Source organism: Sphaerisporangium sp. NPDC004334 (assembly GCF_053602655.1).
This window is the reverse complement of sequence record NZ_JBSGDZ010000006.1, coordinates 221207-247385: the sequence shown is the minus strand read 5'-3', so window position 1 is coordinate 247385 and position 26179 is coordinate 221207. Positions and strand designations below refer to the sequence as shown.

Annotated in this window: 23 protein-coding genes; 18 read left to right on the top strand and 5 right to left on the bottom strand. The window is 71.1% G+C overall.

Annotated features, from left to right (window positions below):
- Positions 1-71: 71 nt before the first annotated feature.
- Entirely contained in the window at positions 72-1043 is a 972-nt protein-coding gene (locus ACWEN6_RS09620) for a DMT family transporter (protein ID WP_452569796.1), read from the top strand.
- A gap of 443 nt (positions 1044-1486) precedes the next feature.
- On the opposite strand, the gene ACWEN6_RS09615 is transcribed toward ACWEN6_RS09620, so the two are convergent.
- Entirely contained in the window at positions 1487-2227 is a 741-nt protein-coding gene (locus tag ACWEN6_RS09615) for a GntR family transcriptional regulator (protein WP_380823961.1), read from the bottom strand.
- A 488-nt stretch (positions 2228-2715) separates the two neighbouring features.
- On the opposite strand from ACWEN6_RS09615, the gene dapA reads away from it, so the two are divergent.
- Positions 2716-3630, top strand: coding sequence for a 4-hydroxy-tetrahydrodipicolinate synthase (dapA, locus tag ACWEN6_RS09610; RefSeq protein WP_452569795.1), 915 nt, complete (start codon positions 2716-2718; stop codon positions 3628-3630).
- A gap of 247 nt (positions 3631-3877) precedes the next feature.
- Positions 3878-5563 (top strand): ribonuclease J, encoded by a 1686-nt coding sequence (locus ACWEN6_RS09605; protein WP_452569794.1) that lies wholly within the window; start codon positions 3878-3880, stop codon positions 5561-5563.
- Positions 5564-5712: 149 nt separating this feature from the next.
- Here ACWEN6_RS09605 and ACWEN6_RS09600 read toward each other — a convergent pair whose 3' ends face one another.
- Both ACWEN6_RS09600 and ACWEN6_RS09595 read right to left on the bottom strand, forming a co-directional pair.
- Positions 5713-7032: a pectate lyase family protein gene (locus ACWEN6_RS09600; RefSeq protein WP_452569793.1), complete on the bottom strand. Its 1320-nt coding sequence runs from the start codon at positions 7030-7032 to the stop codon at positions 5713-5715.
- A gap of 125 nt (positions 7033-7157) precedes the next feature.
- Positions 7158-8078: a 5-dehydro-4-deoxyglucarate dehydratase gene (locus ACWEN6_RS09595; RefSeq protein WP_452569792.1), complete on the bottom strand. Its 921-nt coding sequence runs from the start codon at positions 8076-8078 to the stop codon at positions 7158-7160.
- 250 nt (positions 8079-8328) lie between these two features.
- Between ACWEN6_RS09595 and ACWEN6_RS09590 the strand changes: the two genes are divergently transcribed.
- The 9 genes from ACWEN6_RS09590 to ACWEN6_RS09550 all read left to right on the top strand — a co-directional run bounded on the left by ACWEN6_RS09590 (position 8329) and on the right by ACWEN6_RS09550 (position 16928).
- Positions 8329-9231, top strand: coding sequence for a carbohydrate ABC transporter permease (locus tag ACWEN6_RS09590; RefSeq protein ID WP_354835215.1), 903 nt, complete (start codon positions 8329-8331; stop codon positions 9229-9231).
- Positions 9232-9242: 11 nt separating this feature from the next.
- Positions 9243-10124 carry a carbohydrate ABC transporter permease gene (locus tag ACWEN6_RS09585; protein WP_380823956.1) on the top strand — a complete coding sequence of 294 codons (882 nt, stop codon included), beginning with the start codon at positions 9243-9245 and terminating at the stop codon, positions 10122-10124.
- A gap of 27 nt (positions 10125-10151) precedes the next feature.
- Positions 10152-11468 carry an ABC transporter substrate-binding protein gene (locus ACWEN6_RS09580; protein WP_452569791.1) on the top strand — a complete coding sequence of 439 codons (1317 nt, stop codon included), beginning with the start codon at positions 10152-10154 and terminating at the stop codon, positions 11466-11468.
- A gap of 107 nt (positions 11469-11575) precedes the next feature.
- Positions 11576-12727: an enolase C-terminal domain-like protein gene (locus tag ACWEN6_RS09575; protein ID WP_452569790.1), complete on the top strand. Its 1152-nt coding sequence runs from the start codon at positions 11576-11578 to the stop codon at positions 12725-12727.
- The gene (locus ACWEN6_RS09570) at positions 12721-13533 is read left to right on the top strand and encodes an NAD-dependent epimerase/dehydratase family protein (RefSeq protein WP_452569789.1); all 813 of its coding nucleotides are present in this window, start codon (positions 12721-12723) and stop codon (positions 13531-13533) included. Before ACWEN6_RS09575 ends, ACWEN6_RS09570 begins: the two co-directional genes overlap by 7 nt.
- Before the next feature lie 41 nt (positions 13534-13574).
- A complete protein-coding gene (locus tag ACWEN6_RS09565; RefSeq protein ID WP_452569788.1) occupies positions 13575-14378 on the top strand; it encodes an IclR family transcriptional regulator in 804 nt (267 codons plus the stop codon).
- Between the two features lie 111 nt (positions 14379-14489).
- Entirely contained in the window at positions 14490-15302 is an 813-nt protein-coding gene (gene kduI, locus ACWEN6_RS09560; protein WP_452569787.1) for a 5-dehydro-4-deoxy-D-glucuronate isomerase, read from the top strand.
- Positions 15302-16048 carry an SDR family oxidoreductase gene (locus ACWEN6_RS09555; RefSeq protein ID WP_452569786.1) on the top strand — a complete coding sequence of 249 codons (747 nt, stop codon included), beginning with the start codon at positions 15302-15304 and terminating at the stop codon, positions 16046-16048. The genes kduI and ACWEN6_RS09555 overlap by 1 nt, the downstream gene beginning before the upstream one ends.
- Positions 16049-16151: 103 nt before the next feature.
- Positions 16152-16928 (top strand): IclR family transcriptional regulator, encoded by a 777-nt coding sequence (locus ACWEN6_RS09550; protein WP_452569785.1) that lies wholly within the window; start codon positions 16152-16154, stop codon positions 16926-16928.
- 15 nt (positions 16929-16943) lie between these two features.
- Here the strand turns inward: ACWEN6_RS09550 and ACWEN6_RS09545 are convergent, their stop codons facing one another.
- Positions 16944-17912, bottom strand: a complete 969-nt coding sequence (locus ACWEN6_RS09545; RefSeq protein WP_452569784.1) for a sugar kinase — start codon at positions 17910-17912, stop codon at positions 16944-16946.
- Positions 17913-17988: 76 nt separating this feature from the next.
- Here ACWEN6_RS09545 and ACWEN6_RS09540 point away from each other — a divergent pair, with 76 nt between their 5' ends.
- Positions 17989-18174, top strand: coding sequence for a tautomerase family protein (locus tag ACWEN6_RS09540; RefSeq protein ID WP_354915542.1), 186 nt, complete (start codon positions 17989-17991; stop codon positions 18172-18174).
- Between the two features lie 68 nt (positions 18175-18242).
- Here the strand turns inward: ACWEN6_RS09540 and ACWEN6_RS09535 are convergent, their stop codons facing one another.
- On the bottom strand, positions 18243-19751 hold the full coding sequence (locus ACWEN6_RS09535) for a sodium:solute symporter family protein (protein WP_452569783.1): 1509 nt from the start codon (positions 19749-19751) through the stop codon (positions 18243-18245).
- A 165-nt stretch (positions 19752-19916) separates the two neighbouring features.
- On the opposite strand from ACWEN6_RS09535, the gene ACWEN6_RS09530 reads away from it, so the two are divergent.
- The 5 genes from ACWEN6_RS09530 to ACWEN6_RS09510 all read left to right on the top strand — a co-directional run bounded on the left by ACWEN6_RS09530 (position 19917) and on the right by ACWEN6_RS09510 (position 25950).
- On the top strand, positions 19917-22472 hold the full coding sequence (locus ACWEN6_RS09530; RefSeq protein ID WP_452569782.1) for a DNA translocase FtsK 4TM domain-containing protein: 2556 nt from the start codon (positions 19917-19919) through the stop codon (positions 22470-22472).
- Between the two features lie 99 nt (positions 22473-22571).
- A complete protein-coding gene (locus tag ACWEN6_RS09525) occupies positions 22572-23315 on the top strand; it encodes a helix-turn-helix domain-containing protein (protein WP_452569781.1) in 744 nt (247 codons plus the stop codon).
- Positions 23316-23441: 126 nt separating this feature from the next.
- Complete coding sequence (gene rimO / locus ACWEN6_RS09520; RefSeq protein WP_452569780.1) at positions 23442-24854, top strand: 30S ribosomal protein S12 methylthiotransferase RimO; 1413 nt, start codon at positions 23442-23444, stop codon at positions 24852-24854.
- A complete protein-coding gene (gene pgsA, locus ACWEN6_RS09515) occupies positions 24851-25456 on the top strand; it encodes a CDP-diacylglycerol--glycerol-3-phosphate 3-phosphatidyltransferase (protein WP_354915529.1) in 606 nt (201 codons plus the stop codon). The genes rimO and pgsA overlap by 4 nt, the downstream gene beginning before the upstream one ends.
- Positions 25453-25950 carry a CinA family protein gene (locus ACWEN6_RS09510; protein ID WP_452569779.1) on the top strand — a complete coding sequence of 166 codons (498 nt, stop codon included), beginning with the start codon at positions 25453-25455 and terminating at the stop codon, positions 25948-25950. The genes pgsA and ACWEN6_RS09510 overlap by 4 nt, the downstream gene beginning before the upstream one ends.
- The last annotated feature ends 229 nt before the right edge of the window (positions 25951-26179 follow it).

Genomic DNA, 26179 nt, shown 5'->3' with positions numbered 1-26179 from the left:
AACGTGCCGGAGTGGCGGAGGATGCCGCGCCAGGATCAGGGCCCGGGACGGCGGACGGCGCGGTCCCGCGAGTGCGGTCCGGAGTGGCGCAGGGCGCCGAGCCGGGAGTGCGGGCCGGCACAGGGGACGGCGCGGTGCCGGGGAAGCCGTCCGTGCCCGGTGGCCGGATGGTGGCCGGTGCGGGCCGGTGGGCGGGGACGTCGCTGGCGGGCCTGGGGGTCGTGGCGTTCTCGGGGACGTTGACGGCGACCGCTTTCGCCCTGCGGGGCTTCGACCCGTACTTCGTGGCGGTCGGCCGGGCCGCCGTGGCCGCGGTGGCGGCGGTGGTCTGCCTGCTGGCCGCCGGCGCCGCGCCGCTGCCTCCTCGGGCCCAGTTCCGGTCCTACGCCGCGATCGCGTTCGGCGTCGTCTTCGGGTTTCCCCTTTTCAGCGGCCTGGCTCTGGCCGCCGGGGCGAGCGTCTCGCACGCGGCCGTCGTCGTCGGCCTGCTCCCGGCCGCTACGGCCGTGTTCGCCGTTCTTCGGGCCGGGGAACGGCCGCGCCCGCTGTTCTGGGTTGCGAGCGCGGCGGGCGCGGCCTCGGTCACGGTCTTCACGCTCACCAGGGGAGGCGGCCGGCTCGCCGCCGCGGACCTGCTCATGGTCGCCGCACTGGTCTGCGCCGCGGTGGGGTACACCGAGGGCGGACGCCTGGCGCGGCACACGGCCGGCTGGCGGGTGATCTCCCACGCCCTGGTGCTGGCGGCCCCGGTGACCGTGCCGGTCGCGGTGATCCTGTGGTTCACCACCGCTCACCGTCTGTCGACGGACGTGATGGCCGGGTTCGCCTACGTGTCACTGGTGTCGATGTTCCTGGGCTTCATCCCCTGGTACGCGGGCCTCGCGCGGGGCGGCATCGCCCGCGCCGGTCAGACCCAGCTCCTCCAGCCGCTGCTGACGCTGCTGCTGGCATGGTGGCTGCTGGGGGAGAGTTCGGACCCCGCCACCCTGACCGCCGCCGTGGCCGTGCTGGTGTGCGTAGCCCTGACCCAGCGCGCCCGCTGACCGATGTCCGGGGAACGACTCCATGTCCCGGGAACGGCCGCGCGCCGCACATGGCGCCGAATTCGCCGTACTCCTTCCCGCCGACGCGGCGCCGGGTGGAGGCCCGGTCGATGCGGGGAGGGGATCATGCCGGGGAGGGGTGGGTGGTCGGGCGTTCGGCGCTTCCCCTTTCTGCCGCGTGGGGGCGGGTAGCGGCGGCCCGCGGAGGGCGGATGGGGGTGGTGCGCTCTTGCGGAGTCGGGCGCCGGGTGGAGGCCCGGTCGAGGCGGGGAATGGATCGTGCCGGGGGAGAGGTGGGTGGTCGGGCGTTCGGCGCTGTCCCTTCTGCCGCGCGGTGTTGCGTAGCGGTAGTGCAGGGAGAGCGGATGGGGTGGTGGGCGCTTGTGGAGCCGGGTGCCGGGGGGGTGGGGGAAGGAGTCGGGTGCCGGGCGTGGGGGAAGGGGTCAGGCGCCTAGGGGGACGGAGTAGACCAGGCGGAAGCGGTCGCCGGGGACGACGATGTCGCTGGTCTCCACGGGGCGGTCGCCGGACCAGTGGGTGCGCTCGATGTGCAGGACGTGCACGCCGGTGGGCAGGTCGAGCAGGTCGCTCTCGGTCGGCTGCGGGACGCGGGTGTGCACGCTCTCGCGAATGTCGGTGATCTTGACTCCGGCGGCGGACATGCGGGCCAGCAGGCTCTTGCGCCCGTTGGTGCCCTCTTCGGGGCAGGAGTGGGGGCGGCCGAACTCGACCGGCTCATAGGAGGTGGCGAGCTGCATCGGCTTGCCGTCGGTGCGGAAGACGTAGCGGGTGCGGGTGACCGGCTCGGCGGCGTCGAGCCGGAGGCGGCGGGCGATCTCGGGCCCGGCCTTGACCGGCTCGCTGCGCCAGTCCCACGTGGCGCGGTGGCCGCCGGCCTGCATGTCGGCGGCGAACGGGGCGTCGTGGTCGATGTTGCGGCACCGTTGCAGGGGATAGAGCACGGACTTCTCGCGGACGTAGTGCCCGGAGCCGACCTTGCCGATGATGAGGCCTTCGGCGGCCAGGACGCGCAGGGCGTGACGGGCGGCGGTCTCGCCGACGCGGAAGCGCTGGGTGAGTTGCGCGCGGGACGGGATGGGCGCGCCCGGCGGCAGGGTGCCATCGACTATCTGCGCCCGCAGCTCTTCGACCACACGGAGGTACACCGGATCGTTGCCAGTCATCCGTCCATCCCTAAGGGTGTTCGAGATCGTTTTCCTATCTTGCCGTAATCGAAGGACAACTAGGAGTAATGGCGAACACTTGGAGTCCCAACTTTACGAAACGTGATTCTGTGGCGACATTGCGTTCCACCTGGACGGAAAAGTGAGGAGCGGTACGGGGGACGCCGCCCGCCACCAGGACGGGCGCACGACCGGGTGGGACGGGAGTGCGTCCGGCCGGCGGGCCGGAGCCCCCGCCGGCGCCGCCCGCACGGACGATCGGAAAATTCTTCTCAGATGTGTGTAACGCCGCCGTAAGCGGGGCCGATTGCACGGATAGAGGTCGTCGATGTGTGTACCCCCGAGCACATATCGACGGCCTCTGTCCATGTCACACCATGTCAGGCCATCTCCCCAGCAACCGGTGCACACCCGGATCGACCGACGTGCCGCCACGAACCGGGGTGGCGGGGTCCACCGTCTTCGCGGATCCAGGTACCGTTCCGTCTATGGCATCGCCAACCGGAACCTCCGACGCGCCCTTCGGGCGCATGCTGACCGCGATGGTCACGCCGTTCACCGCCGACGGCGCCGTGGACATCGACGGTGTCCAGCGCCTGGCCACCTACCTCGTTGACGACCAGCGCAACGACGGTGTCGTCGTCAGCGGCACCACGGGAGAGTCCCCCACCACCAGCGATGCCGAGAAAGAGCTCATACTGAAGGCCGTGCTCGAGGCGGTCGGCGACCGGGCGACCGTCGTGGCCGGCGCGGGCACCAACGACACGCGCCACTCCGTCGAACTGGCCAGGACCGCCGAGCGCGCCGGCGCCCACGGCCTGCTGGTGGTGACGCCGTACTACAACAAGCCGCCCCAGGAGGGGCTGTACCGCCACTTCACGGCCGTCGCCGACGCCACCGGCCTGCCGGTCATGCTGTACGACATCCCCGCCCGCACGGGCACCCCGATCGCCACCGAGACGCTGCTCCGCCTGGGCGCCCACCCGCGCATCGCCGCGGTGAAGGACGCCAAGGGCGACCTGTTCGCCGCCTCGCAGGTGATGGCCGCCACCGACCTCGCGTACTACTCCGGGGACGACGCGGTCAACCTGCCCTGGCTGTCGATCGGGGCGGCCGGGTTCGTCAGCGTGGTCAGCCACGTGGTGGGCGCCGAGCTGGCCTCCATGATCGGCCTGTTCCAGTCGGGCCACGTGGAGGGCGCCCGGTCGGTGCACCAGCGCCTGCTGCCGGTGATCACGGGCATCATGACCCGCAGCCAGGGCGCGATCATGGCGAAGGCCGCGCTGGGCCTCATGGGAAGGCCGGTGGGCCCGGTGCGCGCGCCGCTCGTCGACGCCACCGGGGAGCTCGTCGCGACTCTGCGCGAAGACCTGGTCGCGGGCGGGGTGAAGTTGTCCGACTGAAATGCCGCCTACTCTGGGTGCGGCCGACGAAACCGCGCGCCCGGCCGGGCGCGCGCCGGGCCGGGGCCGCCGCGCGTACGTCGTGAGCGGCGGAGCACCCACCTGAACGAGTCGCCGCGCGCTGTTCGCGGCGGGGAGGAACTGAGAGTTTGAGAGAGAGACACGACGATCTCGGCCCGCGACGCGCCGGACGGCTCGGCGAGGGAGCCGTACACGCGCGGCGGGCCGATGTACACGGGGGGAGAGCATGAGTCATCCGCATCCCGAGCTGGGGCCGCCTCCGGCCCTGCCGGAGCACGGCCTGCGCATCGTCGCGCTCGGCGGGCTCGGTGAGATCGGCCGCAACATGGCGGTCTTCGAGTTCGACGGCCGGCTGCTGGTGGTCGACTGCGGCGTGCTGTTCCCGGAGCCGGACCAGCCGGGCGTCGACCTGATCCTGCCCGACTTCGACTACATCCGGGACCGCCTGGACCAGGTCGAGGCGGTCGTGCTGACCCACGCCCACGAGGACCACATCGGCGCCGTCCCGTACCTGCTGCGCGAGCGCCGCGACATCCCCCTGGTCGGCTCCCGCCTGACCCTGGGCATGATCGAGAGCAAGCTCACCGAGCACCGCATCCAGCCGGTCAAGGTCGAGGTCGCCGAAGGGCAGCGGCAGCGGTTCGGCCCGTTCGAGTGCGAGTTCTTCGCGGTCAACCACTCCATCCCCGACGCCCTCGCCGTGGCGATCAGGACGCCCGCGGGCATCGTCCTGCACACCGGCGACTTCAAGATGGACCAGCTTCCGCTCGACGGCCGGTTGACCGACCTCGGCGGGTTCGCCAGGCTCGGCGCCGAGGGCGTCGACATGCTGATGTCCGACTCCACCAACTCCGAGGTGCCCGGCTTCGTGCCGAGCGAGGCCACCATCGGGCCGGTGGTCGACGAGGTCTTCCGCAGCGCGACCAAGCGCATCATCGTGGCCTGTTTCGCCTCGCACGTGCACCGCGTGCAGCAGGTGTTCGACGCCGCCGAGCAGAACGGCCGCAAGGTCGCGCTCATCGGCCGCTCGATGGTCAGGAACATGGGCGTGGCCCGCGACCTGGGTTACCTGCGAATTCCGCCGGGCCTGCTGGTGGACGCCCGCGAGATCGAGGAGTGGCCGCCGGAGGACGTCGTGCTGATCTGCACGGGGTCGCAGGGCGAGCCGATGGCCGCGCTGTCGCGCATGGCCAACCGGGACCACCCCATCCGGGTCGCCGAGGGCGACACGGTCATGCTCGCGTCGTCGCTGGTGCCGGGCAACGAGACGGCCGTCAACAAGGTCATCAACGGCCTAACCCGCTGGGGCGCGCGCGTGGTCCACAAGGGCAACGCGCTGGTGCACGTCTCCGGCCACGCCGCCGCGGGCGAGCTGCTGTACGTGCTGAACGCCACCAAGCCGTCGAACTTCATGCCCGTGCACGGCGAGTGGCGCCACCTGCGGGCGCACGCGAAGCTGGCCGCGCTCACCGGCGTGCCCGACGACCACATCGTCATCGCCGAGGACGGCGTGGTCGTCGACCTGGTCGACGGCCGGGCGCGCATCGTCGGCGCGGTCCCGTGCGGCTATGTCTACGTGGACGGCTCGTCGGTCGGCGGCATCACCGACGTCGCGCTGAAGGACCGCCGCATCCTCGGGGACGAGGGCTTCATCTCGGTGGTCGTGGTGGTCGACTCCACCACGGGCAAGGTCAGCGGCGGCCCCGAGATGTACGCGCGGGGTTCGGGCATCGAGATCGACGCCTTCGACGCGGTCATCCCGCTGATCGAGAAGGCGCTGCAGGACGCCGCCGCCGACGGCGTGGCCGACATCCAGCAGATGCGCCGCGTCACCCGCCGCATCGTCGGGCGCTGGGTCAACGACACCTACCGCCGCCGGCCGATGATCGTCCCGGTCATCGTCGAGGTGTGAGCACGGGGACCGTCACGCCGCGGTTCGACGGCGTGACGGTCCGGGGGTGCCTGGCCGCCGGGGAAGGGGCCCGTCAGGTCAGGCCTGACAGGGCGCTCGGCTCAGGGGTCCGGGGCGGAGCGTGGCGGCACGCCGCCGCCCGCGCCGGGTCAGCGCAGGCGGCCGGGGCCCGCCAGCAGCGGCACGGTCAGCGGCACGACGGCCGCGGGGTCGACGCGGGTGTGCAGGGCCGGGGTCCATCCGACGTCGCCGGACAGGTCGGGGTCGTGGGTGGCGTTGTGCGCGGCCAGGATGTCCACCTGGCGCACCCTGCCGCCCGAGGCCACCAGCGTGCCGGTGGCGTGCAGGGCGGTGCCGCCCCAGTTGTAGATGATCGTGCCCGGGTCCACCCCGGCGCCGAGCCGGAAGAAGTTGTTCTCGGCGTAGATCTTCGACTCCACCCCGGCGCCGAAGCTGTAGACGTACTCGTCGCCGGCCGGGATGTCGTAGTAGTTGTCGTACACGTGCACCTGGCCGAACCGCACGCGCGGCGCCCGCTGCAGGATGGTGTCGAACACGTTGTGGTGCACGGTCACGTTCAGCTTGCCGCGGTCGGCGGCGGGGTTGTTGGTCGAGCCGATCAGCATGGTCTTGTCGTGGTCGGCGAACCGGTTCCACGAGACGGTGGCGAGGTCGGAGCCGCTGGTGATGTCGAGTTCGCCGTCGTGCACCTGGTAGGGCCGGCCGAAGTACAGCGGCTGGGCCGAGTCAGGGTTGCCGCCGTCGTCGAAGCCGTTGTGGTCCACCCAGACGTGGGTGGAGCCGGTGACCGAGATGTTGTCGTACAGCGAGTTCCAGTTGCCCTCGTCGCCGTCGGTCGGGTCCCACTGGGGGAAGCAGTCGTAGGCGTCCTGGAACCTGATGTTCCTGATGATGACGTTGTCGGCCTTGTCGACGTGCAGGTTCAGGCCCTTGATCACGGCGTTCCCCAGGCCGATGATCGTGGTGTTGGAGCCGACCTTCGGCTTGATCTGGGCGGTCTGGCGGGCGGCGGAGGCGGCGCGCGCGTCCTCCAGGGGCCCGGACGGCTCGGCGTCGCGGCCCCACACCGCCGGGTCGTAGGCGGCGAGGTAGGCGGGCCGAGTGTAGCCGCCGGTCGCGTAGTCGTCGCAGGTCAGCCGGGCGCCGGTGTCGTCGGTGTTGCCGTCGATGACGCCCTTCACGTAAATGATCTTGGGGGTGGCGTCGCCCTTGTTCAGGGCGGTGACCAGTTCCTTGCGGTTGCGGACGGTGAACACGTGGGCGTCGTCGGCCGCGGCGCCGCCGGTGGTGCCGGTGGTCGCGGCGGCCCATCCGTCGCCGGCGGGCAGCGTGCGCCGTCCGAGCGGGACGTCGTGGCCGGTGGCGGCCGAGGCCGCGGGGACGGCGGTCAGCGTGACGGCGCACAGGGCCGCGGCCAGGACGGCCGCGGTCGTGGTGGGTGCTGGCAAGGGGATACCTCCTGGGTCAGGGAGGCCCCCGCTCCGGCGGAGGGCGGCCTCCAGGGGGTCCGGGCCCCGGGCGGGCGTGCCCGCGGGGCCCGGGCGGGCGCCTCCCGGGCGCGGCGTCGTGCGGGTCAGGGGCTCTCGGTGATCGACAGCGCGCGCTCGATCAGCTCGCCGAGCCGCTTGACGTGCTCGGGCGCCGGCTCGCACAGCGGGGCGCGCACGGGGCCGGCGTCCAGGCCGCGCAGGCGCACGCCGGCCTTGATCAGCGACACCGCGTATCCGGCGCCCTGGCGGCGCAGCTCGACCAGCGGCCGGTAGAACTCGTCGATCAGCCGGTCGGTCACGGCGTCGTCCCCGGCGAGCAGGGCCTTGTGGAAGGCCAGGGCCACGCCCGGGACGAAGCAGAACACCGCGGAGGAGTACCGGGTGATGCCGAGCCCGCGGTAGGCGAGCGCGGACATCTCGGCGGTGGGCAGGCCGTTGAAGAACAGCAGGTCCGCCGAGGCGGTGCGCGCGGCACTGATGACGCGCTGGAGCAGGTCCAGGTCGCCGTGGCCGTCCTTGAACCCGATGATGCCGGGATGGCGGGCCAGTTCGACGACGGTCCGCGGCTCGAAGATCGCGTTGTCGCGCTGGTAGAGGATCACCGGCAGCCGGGTGCCGTCGGCGAGGGCCTGGTAGTGGCGCCGCAGGCCCTCCTGGTCGGGCTGCACGAGGTAGGGCGGCAGGGCGAGCAGTCCGTCGGCGCCGGCCTGCTCGGCGGCCGCGGAGAAGCCGGCGGCGAGTGCGGTGGCGTATCCGGTGCCGGCGATGACGGGCACCCGCCCGGCGGTCTCCTCGACGGCGGCGGCGACGCACGCCGCGTAGTCGGCGAGGCTCAGCGAGGGGAACTCGCCCGTGCCGCAGCAGGCGAACACCGCGCCGCATCCGGCGGCCACGCCGCCGCGGACGTGCTCGCGGAAGGCATCGAGGTTGAGCCGCTCTCGGTCGTCGCAGGGGGTGACGGGAAAGAAGAGCGGCCCGTCGAGCCGATCCACCAGCGAAGTCATACGGTCCTCTCTCGCGTACACATGCCAGGACTGTATTCACGTATATGAACACAGGGAACGTATGGCGGCCATGCCCCGCCAGTCAAGGGAGCGGGGGAAACCTGCGTGCCCGGCATCCGAAATGCTTTGGTTACCTGGCGAAGGGTTGACATCGCGCGTGCCGCCTTCCTACGTTGACGGCGCGTCCACAAGTGTGAACCTTGTTCAAGAATGTGTCACTCATTCGACGGCCGACCGAACGGAGCGCGAGGTGGCATTCGCCAGGACAGCGGCGGCGAGGGGGCGTCCCCGGGCCCTGCGCTGGGCCCCGTACCTGTTGATCTCCCCGACCGTCCTGCTGATCACGGTGTTCCTCGTCTACCCGATCGGCAGCGTCCTGTACTACAGCCTCCAGCACTACAACCTGACCAAGCCGTGGTCCAACGGCTTCGCCGGGCTGGCGAACTTCCGGGAGATGCTCTTCGAGGACCCGTTGTTCTGGACGAGCCTCGGTTTCACCGCCAAATGGGTGGTCGTCGAGATCGCGCTGCAACTCGTGCTCGGCCTCGCGCTGGCGCTCATCGTCAATGAAAGTTTCATCGGCCGGGGGCTCGCCCGTTCGATGGTCTTCTCCCCCTGGGCGGTCTCCGGAGTGCTCACCACCGGCATCTGGATCCTGCTCTACAACCCCACCACCGGCATCGTCCGCTACCTCGGCGCGCCGGAGGCCGCGGTGCTCGGCAATCCCGACACCGTGTTCGGCGCCGTCGTGGTCACCGAGCTGTGGCGCGGCGTGCCCTTCTTCGCGATCCTGCTGCTCGCGGGGCTCCAGGGCATCCCCGGCGAGCTGTACGAGGCGGCGGCCGTCGACGGGGCGGGGCGCGCCCGCCGCTTCCTGCACGTCACCCTGCCCCACCTGCGCGACGCCATCGTGCTGGCCACACTGCTGCGCTCGGTGTGGGAGTTCAACAACGTCGACCTGATCTACACGCTCACCGGCGGCGGCCCGGCCCAGGTCACCACCACCCTGCCGCTGTACGTGGCCCAGCGCGCCATCGACTCCAAGGACTTCGGGTACGGCTCGGCGCTCACGACGGCGGGTTTCCTGATCCTGCTGTTCTGCTCGCTGCTGTACCTCCGGCTGAGCCGGTTCGGCGCGGACCACAAGGCATGAGGGGCGCTTCCATGGCAACCGAGACCATCGTGCGGCGCCCCGGGAAGGTGGGCGTCCGGACGGCCCCCGGGCCGCGGCCCCGCAAGGACCCGGGCAGGGTGCTGCGGCTGTACGTCCCGCTGGGCCTCTACCTGGTCTTCACGCTGGTGCCGTTCTACTGGATGATCGTCTTCGCGCTGCGGCCGACCGGCTCCACCGCGCCGGTGCCCTGGCCGATCACCTTCGAGCACTTCGAGACCGTGTGGAACGACATCGGCTACGCGGTCTTCTTCAGGAACAGCGTGGTCGTGGGCGTGCTGTCGCTGCTGTTCACGACGGTGGTCGCGCTCATGGGCGGGTACGCGCTGGCGCGCTTCCGCTTCCGCGGCCGGACGGTGTTCATGGTGGCCCTGCTGTGCACGCAGTTCATCCCGGGCGCCATGATGCTGATCCCGCTGTTCACGATCTTCCGCGGCCTCGGGCTGATCAACTCCCTGTGGAGCCTGGTGATCGCGGACACGGTGTTCAACCTCCCGCTCTCGATCATCCTGATGAGCGGGTTCGTCGCCGCGGTGCCCTTCCAGGTGGAGGAGGCGGCGATGGTGGACGGCTGCACGCGCGTCCGGGCCTTCTTCGCGGTCGTGCTCCCGCAGCTGCGTCCCGGCCTCATCGCGGTCGGGTCGTTCGCCTTCATCCACACCTGGAACAACTTCCTGTTCGCGCTGATGTTCATCAGCAAGCAGGCCAACTTCACCATCCCCGTCGGCCTGAGCTACACGATCGGGGAGTACAGCGCCGACTTCGGGGCCCTGGCGGCGGGCGGCGTGGTGGCGGCCGTCCCTGTCGTCTGCGTGTTCGCAGTGATCCAGCGCTATCTCGTGCACGGCATCAGCGCCGGTGCCGTGAAGGGATAGCCACCCCCGCCTGGAGGACACCACACCATGAGATCCATCACCAAGGTCTGCACGGCGGCCCTCGCCGTCCTCGCCCTTTCGGTCACCGCGTCGGCCTGCGGGTCGGATTCCGGAGGCGGCGGGCAGGCGTCCGGCGGCAAGACGACGATCACCTTCTGGGACAACAACGGCGGCGTCCGCACACCGCTCTACCAGGAGCTGATCAAGCGGTTCGAGCAGGCCAACCCGACCATCCACGTCGAGTACGTGGGCATCCCGATCGCCTCGGTCCAGCAGAAGTACGACACCGCGATCGCCGGCGGCGAGACGCCCGACGTGGGCGGCGTGACCACCAGCTACCTGGCCGGCCTGACCGGGCAGCAGGCCCTGGAGCCGGCCGACGACTGGCTCGCCAAGAGCTCGGTGAACGGCAAGCTGCTGGACAGCATGCTCGCCTCGGTCAAGCGGACCACCCCCGACGGCAAGCTCTACATGGTGCCGGCGACCTCCAACCTCGACGTCGTCTGGTACCAGAAGGACAAGTTGTCGGCCGCCGGGGTCCAGGCGCCCAAGACCTGGGACGAGTTCTTCGCGGCGGCGGACAAGCTGACCAAGGCCCCCGACCAGTACGGCTGGACCATCCGCGGCGGCGCCGGTTCGATCTTCCAGCTCCTGGCCGAGGCCTACGCCTACTCCGGGGTCACCGAGTTCTTCGACGCCTCCGGCAAGAGCACCGTCAACGACCCCAGGAACGTCGAGCTGGTATCCAAGATCGCCGCGCTGTACAAGAAGGACACGCCGGAGGCGGACGTCACCAACGACTTCCCGAAGATGGTGGCCCAGTTCACCAGCGGCAAGGTCGCGATGATGCACCACAACCTCGGGTCCTACAACGATCACGTGAAGGCGTTCGGCGCCGACAAGATCGACGCCTTCCCGATGCCGGTCGGGGTCTCGGGCAAGCGCACCATCGTGGCCAACCCGGTCGACGGGTTCGCGGTGTTCAAGAACAGCGAGCACAAGGACGCGGCCTGGAAGTTCGTCGACTTCCTGGTCTCCAAGGACAACAACAGCTACTGGAACCAGCAGACCGGCCAGATCCCGGCCAACAAGGACGCCCAGGCCGACTCCTGGCTCGACGAGCGGCCTTACCTGAAGAACGCCGTGCAGGTCCTGGGCGACCCCTCGACCGTGGTGGTCTCGCCGCCGTACTACCTGCCGCAGTTCTCCTCCATCACCAAGGCCGACGCCGAGCCGCTGTTCCAGAAGGTCCTGCTCGGACGGATGAAGCCGCAGGAGTTCCTCGACACCCTGGCGAGCAAGCTCACCGAGGCGCAGGCCGAGTGGAAGCAGTCCCACTCCTAGCCCGGCCCGGCACGACCCCGGGACCGGCACCCGTCACCTGACCGCGGGCGCCGGTCCCGGTTCCACCCCGGCGGCGAGGCGGGGGCGATCGAGCGGAAGGAGAGGTCATGGCCGTCATCGAGCGCGTCGGCGTCACGGTGTTCACGACCGTCGCCAGATCGGTGGTGGACGGGCACGGTCACCGGCATCCGGGCCCGCCGCGGGAGGTCAAGGAGGCGTTGCTGGAGATCACCGACAGCGACGGCGCCAAGGGGTACTGCCTCGGACAACCCGAGACGCTGCGCGAGAGCATGATCCAGGCGCACGTGCGCCCCGTGCTGACCGGCCAGGACGGCCTCGAGCGCGAGCGGCTGTGGCACGCGCTCGCGCGGCGCCAGCGCGGCGCCCACGGCCACCTCACCGACCGCCTGCTGAGCACCGTGGACCAGGCCCTGTGGGACCTGGCGGGCCGCAGGCTCGGCCTGCCGGTCTGGAAGCTCCTCGGCGGCGCCCGCTCGGTCGTCCCCGCCTACGCCAGCACGATGTGCGGCGACGACATCCCCGGCGGCCTGGCCACGCTCTCGGACTACGCGAGCTTCGCCAAGGATCTGGTGGCGCGGGGCTACCGGGGCATCAAGCTGCACACCTGGATGCCGCCGATGCGTCATGGCGTCGAGCTGGACATCAAGGCGTGCGCGGCCGTGCGGGACGCGGTCGGCCCCGACGTCGCCCTGATGCTGGACAGCAACCACTGGTACAGCCGCACCGAGGCCCTGCGGCTCGGCCGGGCGCTGGACGAGCTGAACTTCGCCTGGTACGAGGAGCCGATGGAGGAGGCGTCGGTGCAGTCCTACCGCTGGCTGGCCGACCAGCTCGCCACCCCGATCCTCGGTCCGGAGACCTCCTGGGGCAAGCACATGGCGCGGGCCGAGTGGATCGCGGCGGGGGCGTGCGACATCCTGCGCGTGGGCGTCGTCGGCTCCGGCGGGATCATTCCGGCGCTGAAGGCCGTGCACACCGCCGAGTCGTTCGGGATGGGCTGCGAGATCCACGGCAACGGGTCGGGCGCGCTCGCCGTGATCGGGGCGACGCTGTGCGGCGAGTGGTACGAGCGCGGCCTGCTGCACCCGCACTCGGACTACGACACCCCGCCGCCGCATCTCCGCTCGATCATCGATCCTTTGGATGATTCGGGAAATGTCACACTCCCGTGTCGTCCAGGACTGGGTGACGATCTTGACGTGGACCACATCGCCGCCCATACGGTGGCCACATGGTGAACACGGCGAACATGGTGAACACGGCGAACCCGGCGAACCCGGCGAACAACGTTCTTGTGACCGGTGCCGCCGGACGTATCGGCGCCTGCCTGACCTCCGGTCTGCCCGAGTACGGCCACACGTTGCGGCTGCTCGACCGCACCCCGATGGAGCACGAGCGCTTCGAGGTGATCTGCGGGGACATCACCGACCCGGCGGTGCTCGACCGGGCGATGAAGGGAGTGTCCGCGGTCGTGCACCTGGCCGGCGTCCCCTCCACCGGCGCCACGTTCGAGGAGGCGCTCACGGCCAACATCGAGGGCACCTACCACGTGATGGAGGCCGCGCGGCAGGCCGGGGTCGAGCGGTTCGTGTACGCCAGCAGCAACCACGCGGCGGGGTTCACGCCCCGGCGGGAGTCGGTGCCCGCCGACACCCCGGTGGCGCCCGACTCGCACTACGGCGTGTCCAAGGCCTACGGCGAGGCCCTCGGCCGCTACTACTCCGACCGGTACGGCATGCGGGTCGCGTGCCTGCGCATCGGCACGTTCGAGCAGCGCCCGCCGAGCCCGCGCGCGCTGTCCACCTGGCTCAGCCCGGGGGACATGGTGCGCCTGGCCCACGCCTGCCTGACCTCGCCGGATCTGACCTACGCGGTGGTCTGGGGCGTGTCGGCCAACACCCGCAACTGGTGGGACCTGTCGGCGGGGCGGGCGCTCGGCTACGAGCCGGTGGACGACGCCGAGGCCTACGCGGCCGAGCTGGCGGAGCTCGATGCGTCCGATCCCGAGTACGCCTGGCTCGGCGGTCGCGTCGTCGAGTCGTGACCGGGCGACAATGGAGGTAACGTGCGGCAGGGAGGGCGCAAATGACGGAGCAGGGAACCGCGGTGCCACAGGAGGGGACCGCGGTGCCGCACGTCAAGTCCGCCGTGCGGACCGTCGAGTTGCTCGACTTCTTCGCCCAGTATCCCGGCCTGCACAGCCTGTCCGACCTCCAGGGCAAGCTCGGCTATCCCAAGAGCAGCCTGCACGCCCTGCTGCGCACGCTGGTCGGCCTCGGGTGGATCGAGACCGACGTCACGGGCACCCTCTACCGCATCGGCATGCGGGCGCTGCTGGTGGGCGCCACCTACATCGACGGCGACCCGGTCGTGCAGATCGCGCGCGATGCGCTCGACTGGCTCGCCGAGGTCACGGGCGAGACGGTCCACCTGGCGCGGCTCGACCACTTCGACGTGGTGTACCTCGCCACGCGGGCCTCGCGCCACTACCTGCGGCCCTTCACCAGGGTCGGCCGGCGGCTGCCGGCCAGCACCACCTCGCTCGGCAAGGCCATCCTCGCCACCCGCGACGACGCCGAGGTGGCGCGCCTGCTGCCGGCCGAGCTGCCCCGCCTCACCAAGAGCACCATCGTCGACCAGGCGCAGCTCATGGCCGACCTGCGGCGCATCCGCAAGCGGGGGTACTCCGTCGACCGCGAGGAGAACACCGAGGGCCTGCGCTGTTTCGGGGTGGCGCTGGACATCGCCTATCCGCCGCGTGACGCGGTGAGCGTGTCGGTCCCGGTGCCCCGGCTGACGGCCGGCCGCGACCGCGAGATCGCCGCCTGCCTGCTCGAGGCGCGCGACCGCATCGAGGTGGCCGCCCGCGGCGTCCGCCGCACGTACTAGACGCCCTCCGGGCGGGTCCCGCCACGCCGTCCTCCCGGCGGCTTGACCTGGCACGCCCAGCGCTGTTCTATATAGCGATATGGCATTTTATGTAACGGAATAGGAGGCGTGGTGGAGGTACGGTACGCGACGGCACCGGACCAGGTGCCGGGCATGACGACCGACCGGCTCAGGAGCCGCTTCCTCGCCGAGGACCTCTTCGTCCCCGGCGAGATCCGCCTGGTGTACTCCCACGAGGACCGCATCATCGTCGGGGGCGCGGCGCCCGGCGACGCGCCGTTGGACCTTCCCTGCCCCGACGGGCTCCGCGCGGAGTACTTCCTGGAGCGCCGCGAGCTCGGCGTCGTCAACCTCGGCGAGCCCGGCATCGTCACCGTCGACGGCGAGGAGCACCCGCTCGGGACCAAGGAGTGCCTGTACGTGGGCATGGGCTCGCGCGCGGTGTCCTTCAGCGGCGGGGCGTTCTACCTGGTGTCCACCCCCGCGCACGCCGGGCACCCGACCGTCAGGGCGGGGCTGCCGGAGGCAGAGCCGGTGCGGCTGGGCTCGCAGGAGGGCTCCAACGACCGCACCATCTACAAGTACATCCACGCCAAAGGCATCCAGAGCTGCCAGCTCGTCCTCGGCGTCACGGTGCTGGAGCCGGGCTCCATGTGGAACACCATGCCCTGTCACACCCACGAGCGGCGCACCGAGGTCTACCTGTACTTCGACGTACCGCAAGACGCCCGCGTCGTCCACCTCATGGGCAGGCCGGACGAGACGCGCAACCTGATCGTCGCCGACCGGCAGGCCGTCATCTCGCCGCCGTGGTCGGTGCACTGCGGGTTCGGCACCCGCAACTACGCCTTCGTCTGGGCGATGGGCGGCGAGAACCAGGCCTACGACGACATGGAGCAGGTCGCGATCGGCGCAATGCGGTGATGTTCTCCCTGGAAGGCAGGACGGCGCTGGTCACCGGCTCGCGCACCGGCATCGGCCGGGCGATCGCGGCCGGCCTCGCCAGGGCGGGGGCCGACGTCGTCCTGCACGGCCACCGCGACGACCTGGACGAGGTGGAGGCCGAGGTCCGCAAGGCCGGCAGGGAGGCCTGGCGGTGGGTCCTGGACCTGTCCGACGTCGCCCGGCTGCCCGAGGCCGCCGAGGAGCTGATCGCCCGGCACCGGGTCGACATCCTGGTGAACAACGCCGGGATCATCCGCAGGGCGCCGGCCGTCGAGCACGACTACGCCGACTGGCGGGACGTGCTCGACGTCAACCTCGACGCGGTCTTCCTGCTCAGCCGGGCTCTCGGCGTCCCCATGCTCGACCGGGGCCAGGGGAAGATCATCATGATCGCGTCGATGCTGTCGTTCCAGGGCGGCATCAACGCGGCCGGGTACGCCGCCGCCAAGCACGGCGTGGCCGGGCTCACCCGCTCGCTGGCCTGTGAGTGGGCGCCGCGGGGGGTGCAGGTCAACGCGATCGCCCCCGGGTACATCGTCACCGGCAACACGCGCGCGTTGCGCGCCGACCCCGACCGTGAGCCCGCCATCAGGGCCCGCATCCCGGCCGGCCGCTGGGGCGCCCCCGAGGACCTCGCCGGCGCGGCCGTCTTCCTCGCCTCCGCGGCCTCCGACTACGTCAACGGCCACATTCTGGCCGTGGACGGCGGCTGGCTCGCCCGGTGACCTCGCCCGCCGGCCGCGCGACCTCGCCCTGTCGCGGCCCGGTCACGGCCCTCGCACGGCCGTGCGGAGCGTGCCGGGCGGTGGCTGTTAGTAGGCTCAGGACGTGGTCAGGGAAGGCAGCTCCATCGACAAGGCGCTGGCGGTGCTCGAGGCGATCGCCGAGCACCACCGCGTGACCGACATCGCCGCGGCGACCGGCGTCTCCAAGTCGACCGTTCACCGCATCCTGCAGTCGCTCGTCGAGTGGGGGTTCGCCCGCGCCGACGGCGCCGGAAGCTATGAGCCGGGGCCGCGCATCCTCACCCTCGCCGGCCGGGTCATGACCAGGTTCGACCCGTCCCGGCAGGCCTCGGCGGCGCTGCGCGCCCTGCACGAACGCACCGGCTACACCACCCACTTCGGCATCCGCAGCGGCGACGAGGCGGTCTACGTGGACAAGCTGGAGGGCCGCAGGCCCTACCAGATGCCCTCCCGGGTCGGCATGAGCCTGCGCCTGCACACGACGGCCATCGGCAAGGCCATCCTCGCCGGGCTGGGCGACGACGAGGTGCGCGCCATCGCCGGGCGCACCGGCCTCCCGCGGCTCACCCCGGGCACGCTGACCGGGGTGGAGGAGCTGCTCGCCCACCTCGAGAAGATCCGCGCCCTCGGCTACGCCATGGACGACGAGGAGAACGAGCCGGGCATCCGCTGCGTCGGCGCGGCCGTCTTCGACCACACCGGCCAGGTGCTGGGCGGCATCTCCATCTCCACCCTCGCCATGGACATGGACCGCGCCGCTCTGGAGGAGCTCGCCCCGATCGTCACCGCCGCCGCCCGCGACGTCTCCCAAGCCCTGGGCGCCCCCACCACCACCCCCACCACCACCCCCACCCGCTGACCCCCGCCCACCTGGTCAGGCTTCCTCGGGGTGGGTGAGGAGGCGGTCGATCTCCTCGGGGGTGGCGACGCGGCCGGTGCCGCCCTGGCCTTGCAGGCTGATGGCGGCGGCCGCCGTTCCCGCCCGCACGGCGTCACGCAGCGCCGTCCCCGTGGCCAGTCGCGCCGCCACCGTGCCGATGAAGGCGTCACCGGCCCCTGTCTGGTCCACCACGGCCCGGGCGGCGACCGCCGGGATCTCCACCAGCGGGCCCGCGCTCCCGTCCGCCCGCCCGTCCCTCCCGCCGGACAGGCCGAGCAGGACGCCCTCGGGGCCGCGGGTGACGGCGACCGCGCGGGCGCCGAGCTTCAGGCAGGCACGCACCACTTCGGCCGGGTCGGCGGTGCCGAGCAGCGGAAGGCTGTCGCCCGGGCAGGACGGGGCGACGAGGGCGGCCATCGGCGCGATGTCGGCGAGCACGCCGGCGGCCTGCTCGGGCGTGGTGAGCCGGGAGCGGAAGTTCGGGTCGTACACGACCTTGCCGCCGGACGCGTGCACGATCTCGGCCGCATGGCGCACCGCGTGGGCGCACGAGGCCGACAGTGCGGCGGTGATGCCGCTGACCAGCAGTACGGCGGTCTCGGCCAGCGGCGCGTCGGCCACGTCCGAGGGGCCGAGCCTCGCGGCGGCGCTGCAGGCCCGCATGTAGGCGAATGCCCGCTCGCCGCCGGGGTCGGCGCCCACGGCGTAGGCTCCCGTGGACCCGGCGCCCGGCAGCATCCACCGGGTGTCCACGCCGTGCGCGGCCGCGAACCGGATCAGCCGTTCCCCGAACTCGTCCTCGCCCACCCGCGTCACCAGGGCGACGTGCGCGCCCGCGGCCGCCGCCGCCACGGCGGCGTTCAGGGCGTCCCCGGAGAACGACAGGCGGAAGGTGTCCGCCTCGGTGAGGGGAGCGGACGCCGAGAACTCGACCAGAGGCTCGCCGATCACTATCACGTCCACGCCGGCTTTCTCCTTCTTGGTTCATGTAGTGGAATCTGATTTCATGTGATGCAACACATGGAACCCGGAGGGCATCATGCCGAACATCACTGTGGAACTGCTGTCGGGGCGGACGATGGACCAGCGCCGCGAGTTCGTGGCGGCGGTGACCGACGCCGCCGTGGGCATCCTCAAGGCCCGGCCCGAGGCCGTGCGCATCGTGTTCACCGAGATCGAGAAGTCCGACGTCGCCAACGGCGGCATCCTGGAGTCGGACAAATAGTCCTGCACGTCACGGTACAAGCCGGTGGGCGGGGTGAGAGATCCTCTCACCCCGCCCACCGGCGCGCGTCACGCGAGGGTGGCGGTCGGCCGATCGGGAGACGCCGAAGGAAGATCGGTGTTCAGTGAGTCGACCAGTTCGTCGCGGGACGGGGTGTTCTCCGGGCGCAGGAGCCCGATGACGACGTAGAGGATCAAGGACGTCACCAGCGGGGCGGCCACGACCAGCGTCTGATTCGTCGAGGCGATCACCCATTTGATCAGCGCCCACACCGCGAGGCCCGCCGCCCACGAGGTGATGGCCGCGGTGGGCCCGCTGCGCTTGAACCAGGGGAGCAGGCCGAGCATCAGCGGGATCGAGATCGGTCCCATCGTGGCGGCGACCACGTCCACGACGATCTTCAGCACCACGCCCTGTCCCTGGGTCGTGATCGCGATGGTCATGCTGACGACGACGAAGACGAAGGTGGTCACCCGGGCCAGCCGCAGCGCGCCCGCGGCCGGCAGCTCGCGCAGCCGGCGGACGAAGACCGGCAGGATGTCGCGGGTGATCACCGCCGAGATCACGTTGGCGTCGGAGGAGACCATGGCCATGGTGTGGGAGAAGAACCCGGCGAGCACCAGGCCGATGAGGCCGGTCGGCAGCAGTTCCTGCGCGAGCCGCACGTAGGACTGGTCGGAGTTGGTCAGGCCCGGGACGATGAGCGGCGCGGCGAACATCGGGATGAACAGCACCAGCGGCCAGAGCAGCCACAGGGCGCTGGACAGCAGCGCCGCCCGCTTGGCCTGCGAGCCCGACGGGGCGCCCATGTAGCGCTGGGCGAGGTTCCACATCCCGCCGTTGTACTCGAAGGTCTTGATCAGCAGGAAGGCGAAGAAGTACGTCGTGGTGTAGGGCCCGCTCAGCGGGTCGCCGTGCCCCTCGGGCAGATCGCCCCACATGGTCCACAGCGCCGAGATCCCGCCGAGGTGCCCGAGGACGGCCGCGAACATGACGACGCCGGCGACGGCCTGGATGACGAACTGGCCGAAGTCGGTGAGCACGTCGGCCCACAGTCCGCCGACCGTCACGTAGACCACGGTGACCGCGCCGGTGATGGCGATGCCGTACTGGATGGGGATGCCGGCGAAGCCCTTGAGCAGCACCGAGATGGCCACCCATTTGGCGGCGATGTCCACGACCTTCAAAAGCGCGCCGCTGTAGGCCATGACCTGCTGGGTGGGCAGGTTGTAGCGCCGGGTGAGGTACTCCAGCGGCGAGACCACGCCGTGCTTGGACCTGAGCCGGTTCCACCGCGCGGCGAACAGGAAGGCGCCGATGCCCACGCCGATGCCGATGGTCATCGCCCACCAGACGTAGACGGTGAGCCCGTAGTCGTAGGCGACGGCGGCGAACGCGACGAACATGACCGCGCTGTAACCCGACATGTGGTGGGAGATCCCCGACAGCCACCAGGGGATCTTCCCTCCGGCCGTGAAGTAGTCGATGACGGTCCTGATGCGGTTCTTCGACCACACGCCGATGACGATCATCACGGCGAAGTATGCGCCCAGCACGGTCCAGTCGAGTGCGGACATCACTTCTCCTTCCAACGTCCTGTTGGATGGAGGTTCCATTACATGAAACACGATGTCAATACATAAAACACAACTCCTGTGCAGACCAGGACGTTCCCCGACGATCACGACGGCCCCCGGCGCGCCTCCCCGCGGCGCCGTCGTCCCATGCGTACCCTCGGTACCATGGCCACCCGTACGTCGAAAAGCACCCCGAAGGGGTCGGCGAAGCGGTCCACGTCATCGCGCCCGTCCTCCGCCAAGCGGCCCGCCGCCGCGCGGTCCGCGAGCCCACGCGCCGGCGGGCGCCCACCCGCCCGGCGTCCCGCCGCCCAGCAGCCCGACCCGATCGGCTGGGTCTTCCTGGCCATCGGCAAGCTGTTCGTCGGCGTGTGGCTGCTGTTCGCCAACGGCATCGGCACCGCCGCACGGGCCTTCGGGCAGCAGGCGCGTGAACTGGACCCCGCCCACCGCCGCGACGGCCTCGGCCTGGCCGTGCTCGGCGGCGCCATCGTCCTGGCCGCCATGACATGGCGCACCACCAAGGGCGCCGCGGCCACCGTGGTCGACGCCGTGCTGCGCGGCGCGGTCGGCTCGCTGGCCTGGTCGGTGCCCGTCCTGCTGGCGCTGGTCGCCTGGCGCCTGCTGCGTCACCCCGACCAGAACGCCGACACCGGCCGCATGATCATCGGCTGGACCGCCCTGCTGGCCGGCCTGCTCGGCATCATCCACGTCGCGCACGCCACGCCCTACCCCTCGGGCCCGGCCGCCACCGACGGCATGGACAAGGTGTCGGCCGCCGGAGGCATGGTCGGCTTCATCGTCTCGGCGCCGCCCGCGAGCATCCTGCCGGCCTTCATCACCATCCCCCTGCTCCTGCTGCTGTCCGGCTTCGGGGTCCTGGTGGTCACGGCGACGCCGGTGCACCGCGTGCCCGAGCGCCTGGCCGAGATCCAGCACATGCTGTTCCAGAAGGGCTCCGCCGGCCCCGAGGCCACGCCGGGCGAGCGTCCCGCCCGGGCGCCCCGCGCCCCGCGCAAGAGCCGCACGCGGGGCCCCGGCAAGCACGGCGAGGCCGACGTCGAGGTCGGCGAGCACGTCAAGCCCTACGACACCCCGGTCATCGCGGACGGGGCCGGCAAGATGGCCGACCACTCGCCCGAGATCGTCCCCGGCCTGGTGGACGAGGAGCCCCCCGAGGCGCCCCGCCTGCCCGAGCCGCCCGAGCCCACCCCCGCCCCGCGCAAGGTCGAGCAGCTCGTCCTGTCGCCGCAGGCCGGCCCGTACGCCCTGCCCGACCTTCAGGTGCTGCGCGCCGGCACCCCGCCCAAGCCGCAGACCAAGGCCAACACCACCGTGGTCAACGCCCTCACCAGCGTGATGGAGCAGTTCGCCATCGACGCCCAGGTGATCGGCTTCACCCGCGGCCCGACGGTCACCCGGTACGAGATCGAGCTCGGCCCGGCGGTCAAGGTCGAGAAGGTCACCGCCCTCACCAAGAACATCGCCTACGCCGTGAAGTCGGCGGACGTGCGCATCCTGTCGCCGATCCCCGGCAAGTCGGCGATCGGCGTCGAGATCCCCAACACCGACAAGGACCTGGTCAGCCTCGGCGACGTGCTGCGCTCGCAGGTCGCCCAGGCCGACCACCACCCGATGATCGTCGGGCTGGGCAAGGACGTCGAGGGGCGCACAATAGTGGCCAACCTGGCCAAGATGCCCCACCTGCTCATCGCCGGCGCCACCGGCGCGGGCAAGTCGGTCTGCGTCAACGGGCTGATCTCCTCGGTGCTGATGCGCGCGACGCCCGACGAGGTGCGCATGGTGCTCGTCGACCCCAAGCGCGTCGAGCTCAACACCTACGAGGGCATCCCCCACCTGATCACCCCGATCATCACCAACCCGAAGAAGGCCGCCGAGGCCCTCGAATGGGTCGTGGGCGAGATGGACCGCCGCTACGACGACCTGGCCGCGAGCGGGTTCCGACACGTCGACGAGTTCAACAAGGCCGTGCGCGCCGGCAAGCTCGTGCCGCCGCCCGGCAGCGAGCGCGTCTACCAGCCCTACCCCTACCTGCTGGTGATCATCGACGAGCTCGCCGACCTGATGATGGTCGCCCCGCGCGACGTCGAGGACTCCATCGTCCGCATCACCCAGCTCGCCCGCGCCGCCGGCATCCACCTGGTCATCGCCACCCAGCGCCCGTCGGTCGACGTGGTCACCGGCCTGATCAAGGCCAACGTGCCGTCCCGGCTGGCCTTCGCCACCTCCTCCCTGGCAGACTCCCGGGTCATCCTCGACCAGCCCGGCGCCGAGAAGCTCGTGGGCCAGGGCGACGCGCTGTTCCTGCCGATGGGCGCCAGCAAGCCCATGCGCCTGCAGAACGCGTTCCTCTCCGAGAAGGAGATCAACGAGATCGTCGCCCACTGCAAGGCGCAGATGCAGGTGGAGTACCGCGACGACGTCGCCGCCGTGGCGAGCGCCAAGCGCGAGATCGACGAGGAGATCGGCGACGACCTCGACCTGCTCGTCCAGGCGGCCGAGCTGATCGTCACCACCCAGTTCGGCTCCACCTCGATGCTGCAGCGCAAACTGCGGGTGGGCTTCGCCAAGGCCGGCCGCCTGATGGACCTGCTCGAGAGCCGGAACGTCGTCGGGCCGAGCGAAGGGTCCAAGGCCCGCGAAGTGATGGTGAAACCCGACGAACTGCCCGGCCTGCTCGCCGACTTGCGGGGAGAGTGACCCCTCCGCGACCGACCCCCTCGGTTACTGGTTGAATGTGAATGACTACGCATCGTCGGATTACGGGCGCGTAGCGCAGGTGCACGGCGAGGGGGACGTATGAGCATTGGAGTGACGCTGGCCGCGGCACGGAACGCGGCGGGGATGACGGTCGCTCAGCTGAGCGGCCGCACGCGGATAAGGGAGACGGTCATCTACGCCATCGAGCGGGACGACTTCTCGCTCTGTGGGGGCGACTTCTACGCCAGGGGTCACGTCCGCAACATCGCCAAGACGGTGGGGCTCGACCCCGACGCCGTGGTGCACCAATTCGACGAGGAACACGGCGGCGTCCCCCTCCCCGTGCGGGCCGCGGCCGTCTTCCAGGCCGAGAGCCAGATCAAGCTGCGCGAGCGCCGCAGCCCCAACTGGTCCACCGCGATGGCGATCGCGCTGGCCATCGTCGCGGTCTTCGGGGTCACCCGGGTCATGAGCCGGCCGGGCGAGAACCTCGCCACCGGCGCCGAGCTCAAGAACCCGCCCGCGCCCAAGCCCACCGCCACGGTCAGGGCCTCCACCCATCCCAATGCGGCCCGACCGGCGAGCGACCTGGTGACGCTGCGGGTGAAGGCCAACAAGCCGTCCTGGGTGGAGGTCAGCGACGACAAGGGCAAGGCGATGTTCCGCGGCACCATGCGCGCGGGCGACGCCTCGACGTGGAAGACCCGCAAGCACATGCGGGTCACCATCGGCAACGCCGGCGGCGTCGACCTGGAGGTCAACGGCAAGCACCTCGGCGTCCCCGGCAAGCCCGGCGAGCTCGTGCGCAAGTCCTTCGGCCCGGAGGAACCGGGGTCGCGGTGACCGGCGCCGCCCGCCACGGACGCGCCCCGGAGTGAGGCCCCGGGGCGCCGCGCGCGACGGTCCGGCGGGGAAGTACGGGGGGAGTGCGTCACGCGGTGGCCAACTCCCGATACCGTAGAGCCCATCATGTCTTCCCGCCGAACCGCATCGCTGATCACACTGGGTTGCGCGCGCAACGAGGTCGACTCCGAGGAGCTCGCCGCGCGCATGGAGGCTGCCGGGTGGCGGCTCGACGACGGCGACCCCGACGTCGTCATCGTCAACACCTGCGGCTTCATCGACTCGGCGAAGAAGGACTCCATCGACACGCTGCTCGCGGCCGCCGACTCCGGCGCCAAGGTCGTCGCCGCGGGCTGCATGGCCGAGCGTTATGGCAAAGAGCTGGCCGAGGCGCTGCCCGAGGCCTCCGCCGTCATCTCCTTCGACGACTACACCGACATCGGGGCCCGGCTGGACGACGTGCTGTCCGGCCGGCCGCTGGTGCCGCACAGCCCGCGCGACCGGCGCACGCTGCTGCCGATCTCGCCGGTGGAGCGGTCCGCGGGCGGGGCGCACGCCCACATCCCCGGCCACGGCGAGCTGCCCGAGGGCCTGGCCCCGGCCAGCGGCCCCCGGACGCTGCGCAAGCGGCTGTCCGGCGGCCCGGTGGCCTCGCTGAAGCTCGCCTCCGGCTGTGACCGCAGGTGCACGTTCTGCGCCATCCCGGCCTTCCGCGGCGCGTACGTCTCGCGCGGGCCCGAGGAGATCCTCGCCGAGGCGGCCTGGCTCGCCGGCGAGGGGGTGCGCGAGCTGGTGCTCGTCAGCGAGAACTCCACCTCCTACGGCAAGGACCTCGGCGACCTGCGCGCCCTGGAGAAGCTGCTGCCGCGGCTCGCGGCCACCGACGGCATCGAGCGGGTCCGGGTGAGCTATCTCCAGCCCGCCGAGCTGCGTCCCGGTCTCATCGAGGTGATCGCCGGCACGCCGGGCGTCGCCCCGTACTTCGACCTTTCCTTCCAGCACGCCAGCGGCCCGGTGCTGCGCCGCATGCGCCGCTTCGGCGACCCGCGGCGCTTCCTGGACCTGCTCCAGAGCATTCGTGAGCTCGCCCCGGAGGCCGGTGTGCGCTCCAACTTCATCGTCGGCTTCCCCGGCGAGACCGAGGCCGAGTTCGGCGAGCTGGCCGGTTTCCTGGAGGAGGCCCGCCTGGACGTCATCGGCGTCTTCGGGTACTCCGACGAGGACGGCACCGAGGCCGCCAAGATGGGCGGCAAGCTCGACCAGGACACCGTGGACGAGCGGGTGGCGGCGCTCACCGAGCTGGCCGAGGAGCTCACCGCGCAGCGCGCCGAGGAGCGCATCGGCGCCGACATCGAGGTGCTGGTCGAGGACGACCTCGGCGACGGCGGCTACGAGGGACGGGCCGCCCACCAGGGCCCCGAGGTGGACGGCTCGGTGACCGTCCAGGGCATCGGTCTCGCGCCGGGGCAGATCGTGCGGGCGACCGTCGTCGACGCCGAGGGGGTCGACCTGATCGCCCGCATCAAGGCCGGACCATGACGAACACGCCGGAGACCGGGACCGAGCCGGTGACCACGCCCGTGGTCCGGCGGGTCAGCCCGTGGAACATCGCCAACGTGCTCACCGTCCTCCGGCTGGTGGTCGTCCCGTTCTTCGTCGCCTGCATGCTCGTCGACGGGACGGGCTGGCGGTACGCGGCCCTGGTGGTGTTCCTGCTCGCCTCGCTGACCGACCAGCTCGACGGCTGGCTCGCCCGGCGGTACGGGCTGATCACCGACTTCGGCAAGATCGCCGACCCGATCGCCGACAAGGCGCTCATCGGCGCGGCGCTGGTCACGCTGTCGGCGGCGGGGGAGCTGCCCTGGTGGGTGACCTGCACCATCCTCGGCAGGGAGGTCGGTGTCACGGCGCTGCGGGTGGCGGTGATCCGCCACGGCGTCATCCCGGCCAGCTACGGCGGCAAGGTCAAAACGGTCCTGCAGATCGCGGCGATCGCGCTCTACATCCTGCCGGGGGTGCCGCAGTCGCTGAGGTGGGGGCTGATCGGCCTCGCCCTCGCGGTGACCGTGGTGACCGGGCTCGACTACGTCATCCGCGCCATGCGGCTGCGCAAGGTCGCGGAGAAGGCCCGCGGCGGGTGAGCGCCGGGCTCGCCGCCGAGGTGCTGGCCCTCCTGGTGCGCGGGCGGGCCACGGTGGCCGTGGCCGAGTCGCTGACCGCGGGGCTGATCGGCGCCACGCTCACCGTCCCGGGGGGAGCCTCCGCCGCGTTCCGCGGCGGCGTGATCGTCTACGCGACCGATCTGAAGGCGCGCCTGCTCGGGGTCCCCGAAGATCTCCTCGATCGGGAAGGGGCCGTCCATCCGGACGTCGCCGCGGCCATGGCGGCCGGCGTGCGGCGAGTGACCGGCTCGTCGTATGGGCTCGCGGTGACCGGAGTGGCCGGTCCGGACGAGCAGGACGGCCGGCCCGTGGGCACCGTCCATCTCGCCGTCGCCGGTCCGGATGGCGACATATGGCACCGAGACGTACTTTTACCTGGTTCACGGGAAGACATCCGCAGAAGCACCGTTACGGAGGGTTTGGATCTCCTGAGAGGTGTGCTGGAGGCGTATGTGGGGGAACAATCAGGATGATTACCGCGTTACGTCACCAGCGAACATGCTCCCCATGGTCTGCCGCCCCGTTGGCCTATGCAGGTACGGTGGAGCTGTGAGTGAGGTTCGTGACCCATCGGTGAGGAGCAGGTCCGGCGTACGCCCGGCAAAGGGGCCGAGCGAACCAATGATGACGGCGAGGAGTATGTACGAAGGGCACCCGAAGAACGGGCGATACGAACCGACCGCGCGGAGCGCCGTGAAAGCT